The organism is Paracoccus maritimus (genome assembly GCF_025195095.1).
Lineage (GTDB): Bacteria > Pseudomonadota > Alphaproteobacteria > Rhodobacterales > Rhodobacteraceae > Paracoccus > Paracoccus maritimus.
Map to the genome: position 1 here is coordinate 261793 of NZ_JANAVZ010000005.1, position 13132 is coordinate 274924.

The window sequence follows — 13132 nt, forward strand, 5'->3', positions numbered from 1 at the left end:
GCAGGGATGCGCCACCTAACGAAGATTGTTCTGGGGCTGATGCTGGTGTTTGCGGTCGCCTGTTCCAGAACACCGCCCGGCGGTGGCCGGGGCAACGCCGTCTATGTCGGCGGAACCGTGCCGCAGTTGGGCGACAGCCGACCGCATGAATGGCGCAACGGGCACCCCTATAATCACCACGTCCACGGGATCGACATATCGCGCTGGCAGGGCGAAATCGACTGGGGCCGCGTGCGCGGCGCGGGCATCAGCTTTGCCTTCATTAAGGCGACGGAGGGTGGCGACCACAGCGATCCGTCGTTCCAGCGCTACTGGCGCGAGGCTGCGGCGGCGCGGGTCCCGCGCGGAGCTTATCATTACTACTATTTCTGCCGCACCGGCGCCGAACAGGCGCGCTGGTTCATCCGCAATGTCCCGCGCGAACGTGGATCGCTGCCGCCGGTGCTGGATCTGGAATGGACCGACTCGAAGACCTGCCCACGCCGTCCCGGTCCGGCAGAGGTCAAGCGCGAGGCGAATGCGTTTCTTGATATCGTGGGCCGTCACTATGGACAGCGCCCGATCATCTATACGACAGTCGATTTCTACCGCGAGAATCGCCTGGGCGACATGCGCGCGGAATTCTGGCTGCGTTCGGTCGCGGACCATCCGCGCATGACTTACCCGGGACAGCGTTGGGCGTTCTGGCAATATACCGGCACCGGCACCGTTCCGGGCATTCAGGGCGATGTCGATCTGAACGCGTTTGCCGGCAGTTCTTCGGATTGGGCAAGATGGCTGTCGACGCGCCTGACGAGGTAAGATCACGCTCGTGGCTGGCGATCGAGTTTGCGGCGCTTTATCTTGGGGCGCCGCTTGCGATCGCATTGCTACTGCCGCCCGACAGGCTGTTCACGGCACTGTTCATGTTCAGCGTCGTCGGTCTGATCCTGCTGTGGCGCACTGGCGGTTTCGATTGGCGCAGCCTGATCCGTGGCCACCGCATACCTTGGCTAGAGGTGCTGGGGATTGCGGTGGCGACACTGGCTTCGGGATCGCTGATCCTGTGGTTCTCGCGCCCGGATGCGCTGTTCGCGATGGCGCGCGCCCGACCCGATTTCATGCTTCTGATCTGGTGCTTTTATCCGTTCCTGTCGGCATTGCCGCAGGAACTGATCTTCAGGCCGCTGTTCTTTCATCGTTATGGCGGGCTTCTGCCGGCGGGCAAGGCAGCGATCGCCGCAAATGCTGCGATCTTTTCCTTTGCGCATCTGATGTACTGGTCCTGGGTCGTCGCCGTCCTGACCTTCGCGGGGGGCTGGATTTTTGCGCGCGCGTATCTGCGTCACGGGTTTCCGGCTGCATGGCTGCTGCATGCCGTCGCCGGCAACATCCTGTTTGCCGTGGGCATGGGGTACTATTTCTACAGCGGCAACGTGGTGCGGCCGTTCTGACCGGTTGACTTCCCGCCTGTCGCGCTGTTGATGCGGGGGCTGAACAAGTGGGGACCGATCATGCACGCCTATCGCAGCCATACCTGCGCCGATCTGACCGCCAAAGATGCCGGGGAAACCGTCCGTCTGTCGGGCTGGGTTCACCGCGTCAGGGATCATGGGGGCGTGCTGTTCGTCGATCTGCGTGACCATTACGGCATGACGCAGGTGCTGGCCGACAGTGACAGCCCGGCCTTCGCCGCGATGGAACGTCTGCGCGCCGAAACCGTGATCCGCGTCGATGGCCGTGTGAAGCTGCGCGATGCGTCGTTGATCAACCCCAAGCTGCCCACCGGCGAGATCGAGGTCTATGCGACCGATATCGAGGTTCTGGGTGCGGCCGACGACCTGCCGCTGCCGGTCTTCGGCGAACTGGATTATCCCGAGGAAACTCGGCTGGCCTATCGCTTTCTGGATCTGCGGCGTGAAACGCTGCACAACAACATCATGCTGCGCAGCCATGTCGTGCGCTCGCTGCGCAATCGTATGTGGGATCAGGGCTTTACCGAATTCCAGACCCCGATCATCACCGCGTCCAGCCCCGAAGGTGCGCGCGATTTTCTGGTGCCCTCGCGCCTGCATCCGGGCAAGTTCTATGCACTGCCGCAGGCGCCGCAGCAGTTCAAGCAGCTGATCATGGTCGCTGGTTTCGACAAGTATTTCCAGATCGCGCCCTGCTTTCGTGACGAAGACCCGCGCGCCGACCGCAGCCCGACGGATTTCTACCAGCTGGACCTCGAAATGTCCTTCGTGGACCAGGAAGACGTCTTTGCCGCGATCCAGCCGGTCGTGCAGGGGCTGTTCGAGGAATTCGGCGGTGGCCGCGCCGTCGATGCCGATTGGCCGCGCATTCCCTATGCCGAGGCGATGCTGAAATACGGCAGCGACAAGCCGGATCTGCGCAACCCGATCGAGATGCAGGTCGTCAGCGATCATTTCCGCGGTTCGGGCTTCGCGATCTTCGCCAAACTGCTGGAACAGGACGGCACCGAAGTTCGCGCGATCCCCGCACCGACCGGCGGCAGCCGCAAGTTCGCCGATCGCATGAACGCCTTTGCCCAACAGCAGGGCCTGCCGGGCATGGGCTACATCTTCTGGCGCAAGGGAGAGAATGGCGAGACCGAGGCCGCAGGCCCGATCGCCAAGAATATCGGCCCCGAACGCACCGAGGCGATCCGCCAGCAACTTGGTCTGGGCGAAGGCGATGCGGCCTTCTTCCTGGGCGGCAAGCCCGAAAGTTTCGAGGGCGTCGCGGGCCGCGCGCGGAACGAGATCGGCCGCGAACTGGGCCTCACGGATGAAAACCAGTTCAAGTTCGCCTGGATTGTCGATTTCCCGATGTACGAGAAGGACGACGAGGGCAAGATCGACTTTAGCCACAACCCGTTCTCGATGCCGCAGGGCGGGATGGACGCGCTGAATGGCGATCCGCTGAAGGTGCTGGGCTATCAGTACGATCTGGCCTGCAACGGCTATGAACTGATCAGCGGGGCGATCAGGAACCACAAGCCCGAGATCATGTTCAAGGCGTTCGAGCTGGCGGGCTATCCCGCGTCGGAAGTCGAGAAGCGATTTGGCGGAATGGTCAAGGCGTTCAAGTACGGTGCGCCCCCGCACGGCGGTTGTGCCGCGGGGATCGACCGGATCGTGATGCTGCTGGCCGATGAACAGAACATCCGCGAAGTCATCATGTTCCCGATGAACCAGCGGGCCGAGGATCTGATGATGGGCGCCCCGTCCGAACCCAGCAACGAGCAACTGCGCGAGTTGCGGCTGCGGGTCTTGCCAAAAGAGTGATCTGACATCCGATCTCGGATCATGCGATAGACGTGGTACGGATATTCCTGCCACGTCATCGGTGCGGCCCGGCTCATGGATTTCAACCCCGACATCGCTGCCATACGACTTGGCTACGGTCTTTCCGCACGCGTGCCGCCGCCCCAGACAGCAGATGCGTTTCTGCGATCCGTCGCCTTGTCGGTGCCTGACGACCATGCCGTCGGCATGGATCATGTGCGCGCCGCGCAGACCATGCTTTCCGATCTGAACAGCCTGCGCAAGAAGGACCCGGAAGCCGCTTCCGTCAAGGAAATCCGCCAGCAGCAGCGGCAGATGCGCATTCAAAGCGCAGAAGCGATCCGGCACCGCTTTGCCCGTGCGGCCGGTGATCCGGGCGGTTTCGGCGAAAGGCTGGTGCAGTTCTGGGCGGATCATTTCACCGTAAGTGGTGGCTCACCCTATCAGGATCTCATGGCGGCGGCTTTTGTGGACGAAGCAATCCGCCCGCATCTGCAAGGCAGTTTTGCGCAGTTGATGTTCGCCGCGGAAACGCACCCCCGGATGGTGACCTATCTTGATCAGGACAGGTCATTCGGCCCTCATTCATGGATCGCGCGACGCAGGAAGGGACGCGATCTTGGCTTGAACGAGAACCTTGCCCGCGAGATGATCGAACTTCACAGCCTTGGCGCTGGTGCACCCTATACGCAAAAGGATGTGCGCCAACTGGCCAAACTGCTGACCGGCCTCAGCTTTCATCTACGGCGGGACGGCAATTTCCGTCCGGTCATGGCGGAACCCGGGGCCGAAACCGTGCTGGGCCAACGGTATGGCGGCGATCGGCCGGCCAGCCTCGACGACATCCGAGAGGTGATCGTGGATCTGGCCGCGCATCCGTCGACGTCCCGACATCTGGCGCGCAAGCTGGCGGTTCATTTTGTCGCGGATGATCCGCCACAGTCTCTGGTGGATCGGCTGGACGCCACCTATCGCGAGACCGGCGGCGATCTGCCATCGCTTTATGCGGCACTTATGGACGGGCCGGAGCTTTGGAGCCATTTCCGCCAGAAAGTCCGTCAGCCCTTCGACTTTCTTGTCGCTGCGCTGCGCGCCCTGGGCCTGGATCAGCAGCGCGTGCTGGACTTGCCGATGCGGCAGGTCAACGCGCGCCTGATCCGCCCGTTGACGAATATGGGACAGGAATGGGCGATGCCGCGCGGCCCTGATGGCTGGCCGGAAGCGGCGGAAAGCTGGGCGACGCCACAGGGAATCGCACTTCGCATCGACTGGGCCATGCGTCAGCCGCGCGTCCTTGTGCCCAAGCTTCCAGATCCGCGCGATTTCCTGCAGGCGGCATTGGGTGAAACGGCGTCCGAGGCGTTGAAATGGGCCGTTCCACGCGCTGAGTCCGCGCGCGAGGGGCTGATGATCGTGCTGGCTTCGGCTGATTTCAACAGAAGGTGATGCCATGCTGTCACGACGCCTGTTTCTGAAGTCCACGGGGCTGATCGGCTGCTCGGCGGCGGCGCATCCGATCCTGTCCAGCATTGCCTTTGCGTCTGCGCCGGGTGAAAACAGATTGGTCGTCATCATCCTGCGCGGCGCGATGGACGGGTTGGACGTGTTTCAACCATATGGCGATCCCCGGTTAAGGAAGCTGCGCAAGACCTTGTCGGCGGGGCCAAAGAATGGCGCGCTGGATCTGGACGGGTTTTTCGCAATGCATCCGCGCCTTGAACCTCTGATGCCGCTTTGGCAGGCGGGCGAGTTGGCTTTCGTGCCGGCCGTCTCGACGCCCTATCGCGACAAGCGCAGCCATTTCGATGGCCAGGACATGCTGGAGGCCGGAACCGGGACGGATATCGACTTGCGAAATCAGCGCGATGGTTGGCTGAACCGGCTGTTGCAGCAGATGCCCGGATTGCGTTCCGAGACCGCATATTCCGTGGGATTGTCCGACATGCGGATTCTGGACGGGCCAGCCCCTGCGAAAAGCTGGGCACCCGAGGCAGAGTTCGATCTTGGCCCTCAGGCGCAGCGCTTGCTTGAGCGGGTCTATCATGATGACCCGCTGTTTCGCGCGGCGGGCGGGCAGGCGATGGAAATCGCCGCCGAAGGCATCGGCCGCACGGTGGCTGACGCCGGTCCATCGCGCGATGTGCGTGCATTGGCAAAGTTTGCCGCCGACCGTCTGAACGACCAGACGCGCATCGCGACGTTCTCGATCTCGGGATGGGACAGCCATGCACGGCAGCCGCAGGTTCTGGGCCGTGCACTGGATCGCCTGGCGGATGCCGTGCTGACGCTGAAGCAGGGGCTGGGTGCGAACTGGTCGCAAACGACTGTTCTGGCAATGACCGAGTTCGGGCGTACCGTCGCCGAGAACGGCAGCGGCGGAACCGATCACGGAACCGGCGGCGCCATGCTGATGGCTGGTGGCGCGGTGCGGGGCGGGCGCGTGGTCGGGCGCTGGCCAGGGTTGGCCGAAGGCGATCTTTATGCGGGGCGCGACCTGATGCCGATGCGCGACATCCGCGCCTATGCGGCGTGGGCGCTGCGCGATCTTTACGGTCTGTCGCGCGATGCATTGGAACAGGCGGTCTTTCCCGGTCTCGACATGCAGGACAATCCGCGCATTCTGGCCTGAACAGGTTTTGATGGGGGTGGGGCTGATGCATCACGGCGAGTGCGGGCCTGAAGAACTGACCGAGCGCGACGATCACAAGGAATTAAGGCCGATAGGCGCACCGGTTCACGGATTCGCACCGCCCCCTTTGCCGGGCGCTGCGCCGATCCTGACGCGCTGGGTGCGGCTGAAACGAATGTCTGCCGAACGTGACGCCGCTGCAATCCATGCTGCAGTCGTGGGGCAGGACTGGCTGTGGGACTATATGCCGAATGGCCCGTATTCCACCGCGGAAGATCTGCTGACCTGGATGCGGGGTGTCGAGGGCGGCGAGGATCCGTGCTTCTATAGCATATTCGATCCGGACGCGGCATCGGCGGCGTTGGGTTATGCCGCGTTCATGCGCATGGATCGCAGCGCGGGCGTGATCGAGATCGGCAATATCATGCTGTCGCCGGCCATTCAGGGCGCGCGCATCGGCAGTGCCGCGCTGATGGCGATGATCGGATGGGCCTTCATGTCTGGCTATCGCCGTGTCGAATGGAAATGCAACGCGCTGAACGCCCCCTCAAGACGCGCGGCGTTGCGGTTTGGTTTTCGCTTCGAGGGCGTGTTCCGGCAGCACATGATCGTCAAGGGCAGAAATCGTGACACGGCGTGGTTTGCCATCACCGACCGTGACTGGGGTACGTTGTCCCACGCCTATGACGACTGGCTGTCGCCCGACAATTTCGATCGCCGCGGCCAGCAACTGCGCAGCCTGTCGGAACTGACCCGGACTGGCCATCAGAGCTGACGTCACATTTCGGCAACGCTGGCCAGCCTGTCCTGGACCATGCTGCTGATCCGTGCCAGATCGCTGGCCAATGCATGACCGGCCTGGTGATCCCGCGCCAAGGCAGTTGCGGCATCCTCCAGCGCGGCGTCATGGGCCGATCGCGCGACTCCTGCCAGGAACCTGGCGATATAGTCGATCGCGGCGGTGTCATGGGCGTTGGACAGGATCTCGGCCACATGCGCCAGATCGTCGCGCAAGCCCGAGGTGTCGGGTTGAATGACATCGTCGGGAAGCAGGCGCGGGCCGGCGGACCGCGCTTCGGGCGGAAGCGCCGAAAGGATCGCCTGCTGGAAAGTCGCAAGGCTTTCGACCGGTTTGGTCAGGAAGCCGTCGGCGCCTGCCGACATGGCGGCATCGCGGCCATCAGGGTCGCCTGAAAGTCCAAGGACCACCGGCACGCGCGGTTCAGCAGATGCGATCTGTCGGATCAGCCCGGCACCGTCGCCGTCTGGAAGGCCAAGATCGACGATGACCACCGCCGGGCGATAGGTCCGCAGATGCCGTTCCGCCGATCTCAGGCAGTCGGCCCGTCGGATCCGGGCCCCCGAACGCAGGCAAAGCAGACGCACGGCTTCGCTGGCGAACCGCGAATCCTCGACCACCAGCACGGTCAGCCCGGTCAGGGGGCGGCCAGGCAGCGCCATGCGCCACATCGGCAACGTGTCCTTCGGTCCGGCTGTCAGATCGGTCAGCATGTCTGTCCCCATTTATTTGCCGCTGGTGGAACCAGATAAGCGCCGATTCCCTAAGAAGCCGTTAATGTGATCCTGTTTTCCTTTCGTCCGGGCGCTGAAGCCCTTATGACAGCCCGTAAACGGAGGCTTGCATGATCGGACGTCTGAACCATGTCGCCATCGCCGTGCCGGACCTGTCGGCTGCGGCGGCGCAATACAGGAACACCCTTGGCGCGACGGTGCATCCGCCCCAGGATGAACCCGATCACGGCGTGACGGTCGTGTTCATAGACCTGCCCAACACCAAGATCGAACTGCTTTACCCTCTTGGCGAAGATAGCCCGATCCAGGGCTTCCTGGACAAGAACCCGTCGGGCGGCATCCACCACATGTGCTTCGAGGTTGATGACATCATCGCCGCGCGAGATCGTCTGAAATCCGAAGGCGCGCGGGTTTTGGGCAATGGCGAGCCAAAGATCGGCGCGCATGGCAAGCCGGTGCTGTTCCTGCATCCCAAGGACTTCAATGGCTGCCTGATCGAACTGGAGCAGGCATCATGAATCTGACAGGTGGCATCGTCCTGTATGCGATCCTGTGGTTTCTGACGCTGTTCGTCGTGGTGCCGATCGGTCAGCGCAGCCAGCAGGACGCAGGTGAGATCGTGCCCGGAACGCCGGCCGGCGCGCCCGAGGGCACACCGTGGAAGCGCAAGCTGACCCAGACGACGCTGATCTCGGCCGCTCTCTGGGCGGTGATCGCGGGGGTCATCCTTGGCGGGTTCGTCAGCCGCGCGGATATCGCCGGGTTTGACCGTTTGCTGCGCTGATCAGGTGAAACAGATGGGTGAACGCGGCCGCGGCCAGCAGCGGCACCGCGATATTCACCAAAGGCACCGTCAGCGCCACCGCGACCAGCGCACCGGCAGCGGCAATACGGAAACCGTTGCGGCGGCGCAGGTCGCCAGCCCGCGCGGCATTCAGGTGACGCCGCGCCGCCATCTGGAAGAATTCGCGTCCCAGCAGCCAGCCGTTCGCACCGTAGAACAAAACGGGCGCGAAGGGACCAAGGAAGGGCGTCAGGATCAGCGATAGAAGCGCGATGCCAACGATCGCGGCCATCACGGCCAGCGATTCAAGAAAACCATCCAGAAAATCCAGCGGTTGGCCGCGGCGCGCGGGATAGTGGATCGATTCCACGGCATCAGCGACTCTTTCGGCGAAAAGTCCTGCGAAACCGGCTGCGACGGGGGCCATCAGAAAGAAGCCCATCAAGGGAAAGAGCGCCAGCGATCCCCATGACAAGGTGTTTCCGACATCGATGACGCCGATCCAGGGCAACGTCAGGCTGCCGGGCGCGAACAGCCGGATCAGCCAGAACGTCGCCGCCTGCAAGATCACGAACAGCACCAGCGTCAGGGCGATGCCGGTCAGCACCAGCGAGAGGATGCGCGGACGCAGCAGATCGCCCCATCCCAGCAGCAGGGCACGCAGCGCGATCATTCCAGAAAGACCGACTTGGCTTCGATATCGGGGCGGGGGCGCTCCGGCGGGACGGCTGCGCGGCTGCCGATATGGATAAGACCGGCGATTCGTTCGCCGTCCTTCAGGCCCAGATGCGCGCGGCCGAACCCCGGGTTCGTTGCTGCAAAGCCAGTCAGCCACGCCGCCCCCCAGCCTGACGCCAGTGCTGCATTGACCAGCCCAAGACAGACCGCCCCCGCCGACAGGATCTGTTCCCATTCGGGGATCTTGTCGCTGACCACGGGAGCCGAAATCACCGCGACAATGACCGGCGAGGCAAAGGCTGACGCGGCTTTTTCAGCGGCCGCGCTGTCTTGACCCGACGCCAGAACCTCTTGCCGCAGAATCGGCGCAAGCCTGTCCAGTGTCTGTCGCCCCAGCACCACGAATCGCCATGGTTCCAGCTTGCCATGGTCGGGCGCGCGCGCGGCCAGCGTCAGCAGCCGCATCATTTCGGCATGATCAGGTGGCGGTCCGGCAAGCAGCTTGGGCGGGTGAGATCGACGGCTGGCCAGAAAATCCAGCGCGCCCTGATTGCGGTGTTCCATCTAGGTCTCCTGTCTGACGCCGTTTTGATCCGAGGCGCCACCTCGCGCGACAAGCTGTTTCTCGACTAGCTCTCTGGCTTTTCCAGCCGGTAGTTTCCTTCTGGCAGGTTCAGCGCCAGCCGCAATTCGGTCAGCTGCTGCATGGTCAGGGTGATTCGTGCCACCTCGTCGCCTTCGGGGTTCATCTGCTCGATCACGACGCGGTCGTCGAATGTCAGGATGACGACATCCTCGTTCAGGGGGCGGGTATTGGCCTCGGTTTCGTCGATCAGGGTGATCACGGTGGCGTCGAAATCGTGCTCGATAGTGAACATCGGTGTCTCCTTGCAGAGCCATGACAATCGCGCGAAGCGTGACTGGCAGCAACCCGCTGGGTTTGCACCCTTTCAAGCGCCGCTATAAGCTGCAACCAAAGCCGCGCAGGATTTGGCGGACCAGATAACAAGAGGCATGAATGAGCAGGGCAGGCGGCACGTTTCGGATGGTGGCGGCGATGCTGGCGGGGCTTTTGGCGCTGTCCGGCTGTGCACCCATGCCCGCGCAGCAGACGGCCGAGCAAGCAGCCGAGCGCACCCAATCGCAATCTCCCTACAGCGCCGGCTCGCCGCAAGATGCCGCCCGGACCTTTGTTGCGGTCATGCGCCGAATGGAGCCGGCCGTGGAACGTGAATGCCTTCAGCGCCGCACACAGCCGATCAATTGCGACTTCCAGTTCGTCGTTGATGATCGGCCGGACCTCGAGCCGAATGCCTTCCAAACCGTCGATGACAACGGCCGACCGATCATCGGATTCACGTTGTCGCTGATCGCCGCGACCCGAAACGGCGATGAGATCGCATTTGTGGTCGGGCACGAGGCGAGCCATCACATCCTGAACCACCTGGAGCGCAAGACTGGTGCCGCCACGGCGGGCGCGGTCATTCTGGGCAGCATCGCGTCGGTCTATGGCGGGGACCAGTCGGCCATTGAAACCGCGCAGCGCATCGGCGCATCGGTCGGGTCGCGGTACTATTCCAAGGAATGGGAATTGCAGGCCGACTATCTTGGGGCGATCATCGCGGTGAACGCCGGCTTCGATCCCGTCCTGGGATCGCAGTTCTTCCTTCGCATTCCCGATCCCGGCGATCATATCCTTGGAACGCATCCATCCCGCGCATCAAGGCTGGCGCAGGTCAATCGCGCTGTAGCCGATGTCGCCAGCGGTCGGGTGCGATAAGCGAATGGCACCGCGCGGCGGCACAATCGGCAAGCTGCGTTTTCGGATCCGGGAACTGTCCCGCGAGGTATGGGTGCGGGTCACGGCGTTCGCCGTGCTTGGGGCGTTGACCGCGATCATCGGCTATCTGGTAAAGGATTTCATCCCGTCCGACCTGCCTGCCAAGATCGGTGCCGAGGCCATCGAATCGATCCTGCAGATCCTGGCCTCGTCGATGTTGACCGTCACGACCTTTTCGTTGTCGATCCTGACGGCTGCATATGCGGCCGCCGGTTCGACCGCGACGCCGCGTGCGGTGCGGCTGCTTGTATCCGATCCGGTCAGCCAGACGGTGCTGGCAACCTTCATCGGCGCGTTCCTGTTCAGCCTGGTCAGCATCATTCTTCTCAAGACCCAGATTTATGGCCAGGCCGGGAGGCTTGTTCTGTTCGGTGCCACCTTGCTGGTGGTCCTTGTCGTGGTCGTGTCGCTGTTGCGATGGATCGACCATCTGGGTCAACTTGGCCGCGTCGGCGATACGGTCGGCCGGGTCGCCAGGGCTGCATCCGATGCGTTGGAGGCCAGGCTCGAGGCGCCGTGGCTGGGTGCGAACCCTCTGCGCGGCGCGCCTCCGTCGGGAACGGTTCCGGTCTGCCCCGAAACCGTCGGATATCTGCAGCACTGTGACATGGCTGGCCTGTCCAAGGTGGCGGAAAACAATGATGTGCTGATTTATCTGACCACGACGCCGGGCGACTTTGTCAGCCCGGCGACCGTCGTCTTGAATGTAAGTGCCGTGCCGCACGACCCTGACGAAGAGGCAGCGTTGCGCAAGCGGCTGCTGGCCTGTCTGACGATCGGCGAGGAGCGGAATTTCGATCAGGACCCGCGGTTCGGAATCCAGGTGCTTTCCGAAACGGGTCAGCGGGCGCTGTCGCCGGGGATCAATGATCCGGGCAGTGCGGTTCTGGCTGTGGGCCACATGGTAGGCGTATTGTGCAAGTGGCGAGAACAGGTCGCGCCTGCAGTCGAATATCCGCGCATCTACATGGCGTCGATTACCGCCATCGAGCTTCTGAAAGAAGGCTTTCTGCCGCTTGCCCGCGATGGCGCGGCAAACTTTCAGGTGCAGCGTGCCTTGTTGGAAGCGATGAAGTCTCTCGGCGGGATTTCGCCGTCCATCTATGGGGATGGCGTCGTCGAATTGTCGCGGGAAATCATGCATTTCAACCGCGATTCTGTTGCATTGAAGTCGCAGCGCGCTGATCTGGTTTCAATATTTGAAGAAATTCTAAATATTTCTCAGCCTCTTGAGTGATTTTTCTGTGTTCTCGCGTATGGGCTGAAAAAAATTGCGGGATACGCAAAAGAAAAAACTGGAATATCGGCGGATTTCTGCTTTAGTCGCGTTAACCATGCACATTTAGACTGTCGAACTGGGGTTGCATGGTGGTGGCGTGACGGAAGGAAGAAAGCTGATGATCGGGGTGGTGGTCTGGAGCAGCGATGCACGAGAGAAAGCAGTCATCTGGTGCGAGGACCAAGGTGCGCTGGCTTATCTGCAAGGCCGAGACAACCTGATCTGTGACAGGCGTTGGCCGGAACCAGGTGACCTGTTGGAGCTTGATTGCGAACTGATCGGTGATCTGCGCCACGCGCGAGATGTTTCGATCCTCTCGGAACAGGTATGCCCTCATTTGCCGGGAATGCTGCGCAAAGTGCACTGCGATAAATCCCCCGCGAGACAACTTCGTCTTGTCGCGTCGCGCGAACCGGATGAGATTCTTGAGTCATGTCCCGCGCCCACCCTGCGGGTCGGCGCGGTCCGCTAGCCCGGACTTGATCGACGCGACCGGGCGCGCGCGCAGGATTGGCTTAGGCGCCGCGAGCCAACGCGGCCACACCCGTGCGCGCCAGATCCGCGAGTCCCAATGGGCGCATCAGATCCGCAAACGCATCCAGCTTCGATGGGGTGCCCACCAGTTCGAAGACGAAGCTTTCCAAGGTCGAATCCACGACATTCGCCCGGAATATCTCGGCGATACGCAGTGCCTCGACGCGCTTGTCGCCCTGACCGCGCACCTTGAACAGGCCCAGTTCGCGTTCGACCGACGGGCCTTCGACCGTCAGGTCGTGGACTTCGTGCACCGGCACGATTCGACCAAGCTGCGCCTTGATCTGTTCGATCACCGCGGGCGTGCCGCTTGTGACCACGGTAATTCGGGACTGGTGGCCGGTATGATCGACCTCGGCGACGGTGAGGCTGTCGATGTTGTAGCCGCGACCTGAAAACAGCCCGATCACCCGCGCCAGCACGCCCGGTTCGTTCTCGACCAGCACGGCAAGCGTGTGGCTTTCGACGATTTCTGCATTCGGGTCACGCAGGTCATAGGCCGAATGGCTCGACATACCCTTCTGGATGTTCAACGCGTTCATGGTCCGCCCTCTTCTTCTTCGCGGATATTTCCCGGGATGCGGGG

Annotated in this window: 16 protein-coding genes; 11 read left to right on the forward strand and 5 right to left on the reverse strand. The window is 62.6% G+C overall.

Annotated features, from left to right (window positions below; genetic code table 11):
- Positions 1-6: 6 nt before the first annotated feature.
- The 6 genes from MU516_RS11015 (at position 7) to MU516_RS11040 (ending at position 6673) form a co-directional block, all read left to right on the forward strand.
- Entirely contained in the window at positions 7-801 is a 795-nt protein-coding gene (locus MU516_RS11015) for a glycoside hydrolase family 25 protein (RefSeq protein ID WP_260277263.1), read from the forward strand.
- Positions 774-1433 carry a CPBP family glutamic-type intramembrane protease gene (locus tag MU516_RS11020; protein ID WP_260277264.1) on the forward strand — a complete coding sequence of 220 codons (660 nt, stop codon included), beginning with the start codon at positions 774-776 and terminating at the stop codon, positions 1431-1433. Before MU516_RS11015 ends, MU516_RS11020 begins: the two co-directional genes overlap by 28 nt.
- Positions 1434-1493: 60 nt before the next feature.
- Positions 1494-3269, forward strand: coding sequence for an aspartate--tRNA ligase (aspS, locus tag MU516_RS11025; protein ID WP_260277265.1), 1776 nt, complete (start codon positions 1494-1496; stop codon positions 3267-3269).
- Positions 3270-3344: 75 nt separating this feature from the next.
- Positions 3345-4715, forward strand: coding sequence for a DUF1800 domain-containing protein (locus MU516_RS11030; RefSeq protein WP_260277266.1), 1371 nt, complete (start codon positions 3345-3347; stop codon positions 4713-4715).
- Positions 4716-4719: 4 nt separating this feature from the next.
- On the forward strand, positions 4720-5898 hold the full coding sequence (locus MU516_RS11035; RefSeq protein ID WP_260277267.1) for a DUF1501 domain-containing protein: 1179 nt from the start codon (positions 4720-4722) through the stop codon (positions 5896-5898).
- A gap of 25 nt (positions 5899-5923) precedes the next feature.
- Positions 5924-6673: a GNAT family N-acetyltransferase gene (locus tag MU516_RS11040; RefSeq protein ID WP_260277268.1), complete on the forward strand. Its 750-nt coding sequence runs from the start codon at positions 5924-5926 to the stop codon at positions 6671-6673.
- Positions 6674-6675: 2 nt separating this feature from the next.
- Here MU516_RS11040 and MU516_RS11045 read toward each other — a convergent pair whose 3' ends face one another.
- Complete coding sequence (locus MU516_RS11045; protein WP_425606845.1) at positions 6676-7410, reverse strand: response regulator; 735 nt, start codon at positions 7408-7410, stop codon at positions 6676-6678.
- 131 nt (positions 7411-7541) lie between these two features.
- Here MU516_RS11045 and mce point away from each other — a divergent pair, with 131 nt between their 5' ends.
- Together mce and MU516_RS11055 are read left to right on the forward strand one after the other, a co-directional pair.
- Positions 7542-7949: a methylmalonyl-CoA epimerase gene (mce, locus tag MU516_RS11050; RefSeq protein WP_260277269.1), complete on the forward strand. Its 408-nt coding sequence runs from the start codon at positions 7542-7544 to the stop codon at positions 7947-7949.
- Positions 7946-8215, forward strand: a complete 270-nt coding sequence (locus tag MU516_RS11055; RefSeq protein ID WP_260277270.1) for a DUF1467 family protein — start codon at positions 7946-7948, stop codon at positions 8213-8215. The genes mce and MU516_RS11055 overlap by 4 nt, the downstream gene beginning before the upstream one ends.
- Here MU516_RS11055 and MU516_RS11060 read toward each other — a convergent pair.
- The 3 genes from MU516_RS11060 to MU516_RS11070 all read right to left on the reverse strand — a co-directional run bounded on the left by MU516_RS11060 (position 8172) and on the right by MU516_RS11070 (position 9771).
- Positions 8172-8888 (reverse strand): EI24 domain-containing protein, encoded by a 717-nt coding sequence (locus MU516_RS11060; RefSeq protein ID WP_260277271.1) that lies wholly within the window; start codon positions 8886-8888, stop codon positions 8172-8174. The genes MU516_RS11055 and MU516_RS11060 overlap by 44 nt on opposite strands.
- A complete protein-coding gene (locus tag MU516_RS11065) occupies positions 8885-9457 on the reverse strand; it encodes a nitroreductase family protein (protein ID WP_260277272.1) in 573 nt (190 codons plus the stop codon). Before MU516_RS11065 ends, MU516_RS11060 begins: the two co-directional genes overlap by 4 nt.
- Before the next feature lie 65 nt (positions 9458-9522).
- Positions 9523-9771, reverse strand: a complete 249-nt coding sequence (locus tag MU516_RS11070; RefSeq protein WP_260277273.1) for a hypothetical protein — start codon at positions 9769-9771, stop codon at positions 9523-9525.
- A gap of 140 nt (positions 9772-9911) precedes the next feature.
- Here MU516_RS11070 and MU516_RS11075 point away from each other — a divergent pair, with 140 nt between their 5' ends.
- The 3 genes from MU516_RS11075 (at position 9912) to MU516_RS11085 (ending at position 12484) form a co-directional block, all read left to right on the forward strand.
- Entirely contained in the window at positions 9912-10673 is a 762-nt protein-coding gene (locus MU516_RS11075) for a M48 family metalloprotease (protein ID WP_260277274.1), read from the forward strand.
- 4 nt (positions 10674-10677) lie between these two features.
- Positions 10678-11970 carry a DUF2254 domain-containing protein gene (locus MU516_RS11080; RefSeq protein ID WP_260277275.1) on the forward strand — a complete coding sequence of 431 codons (1293 nt, stop codon included), beginning with the start codon at positions 10678-10680 and terminating at the stop codon, positions 11968-11970.
- Between the two features lie 160 nt (positions 11971-12130).
- Positions 12131-12484, forward strand: a complete 354-nt coding sequence (locus MU516_RS11085; RefSeq protein ID WP_260277276.1) for a hypothetical protein — start codon at positions 12131-12133, stop codon at positions 12482-12484.
- 43 nt (positions 12485-12527) lie between these two features.
- On the opposite strand, the gene ilvN is transcribed toward MU516_RS11085, so the two are convergent.
- Positions 12528-13088: an acetolactate synthase small subunit gene (gene ilvN / locus MU516_RS11090; protein ID WP_209056549.1), complete on the reverse strand. Its 561-nt coding sequence runs from the start codon at positions 13086-13088 to the stop codon at positions 12528-12530.
- Positions 13089-13132 lie beyond the last annotated feature (44 nt).

Excerpts from the sequence above, each read along its gene's own strand:
- MU516_RS11055 (WP_260277270.1), top strand. The coding sequence starts at position 7,946 with ATGAATCTGACAGGTGGCATCGTCCTGTATGCGATCCTGTGGTTTCTG.
- MU516_RS11030 (WP_260277266.1), top strand. The coding sequence starts at position 3,345 with ATGGATTTCAACCCCGACATCGCTGCCATACGACTTGGCTACGGTCTT.
- MU516_RS11040 (WP_260277268.1), top strand. The coding sequence starts at position 5,924 with ATGCATCACGGCGAGTGCGGGCCTGAAGAACTGACCGAGCGCGACGAT.
- MU516_RS11020 (WP_260277264.1), top strand. The coding sequence starts at position 774 with ATGGCTGTCGACGCGCCTGACGAGGTAAGATCACGCTCGTGGCTGGCG.
- MU516_RS11085 (WP_260277276.1), top strand. The coding sequence starts at position 12,131 with ATGATCGGGGTGGTGGTCTGGAGCAGCGATGCACGAGAGAAAGCAGTC.
- MU516_RS11060 (WP_260277271.1), bottom strand. The coding sequence starts at position 8,888 with ATGATCGCGCTGCGTGCCCTGCTGCTGGGATGGGGCGATCTGCTGCGT.
- MU516_RS11075 (WP_260277274.1), top strand. The coding sequence starts at position 9,912 with ATGAGCAGGGCAGGCGGCACGTTTCGGATGGTGGCGGCGATGCTGGCG.
- MU516_RS11015 (WP_260277263.1), top strand. The coding sequence starts at position 7 with ATGCGCCACCTAACGAAGATTGTTCTGGGGCTGATGCTGGTGTTTGCG.
- mce (WP_260277269.1), top strand. The coding sequence starts at position 7,542 with ATGATCGGACGTCTGAACCATGTCGCCATCGCCGTGCCGGACCTGTCG.
- ilvN (WP_209056549.1), bottom strand. The coding sequence starts at position 13,088 with ATGAACGCGTTGAACATCCAGAAGGGTATGTCGAGCCATTCGGCCTAT.
- MU516_RS11070 (WP_260277273.1), bottom strand. The coding sequence starts at position 9,771 with ATGTTCACTATCGAGCACGATTTCGACGCCACCGTGATCACCCTGATC.
- MU516_RS11080 (WP_260277275.1), top strand. The coding sequence starts at position 10,678 with ATGGCACCGCGCGGCGGCACAATCGGCAAGCTGCGTTTTCGGATCCGG.
- MU516_RS11065 (WP_260277272.1), bottom strand. The coding sequence starts at position 9,457 with ATGGAACACCGCAATCAGGGCGCGCTGGATTTTCTGGCCAGCCGTCGA.
- MU516_RS11035 (WP_260277267.1), top strand. The coding sequence starts at position 4,720 with ATGCTGTCACGACGCCTGTTTCTGAAGTCCACGGGGCTGATCGGCTGC.
- aspS (WP_260277265.1), top strand. The coding sequence starts at position 1,494 with ATGCACGCCTATCGCAGCCATACCTGCGCCGATCTGACCGCCAAAGAT.
- MU516_RS11045 (WP_425606845.1), bottom strand. The coding sequence starts at position 7,410 with ATGCTGACCGATCTGACAGCCGGACCGAAGGACACGTTGCCGATGTGG.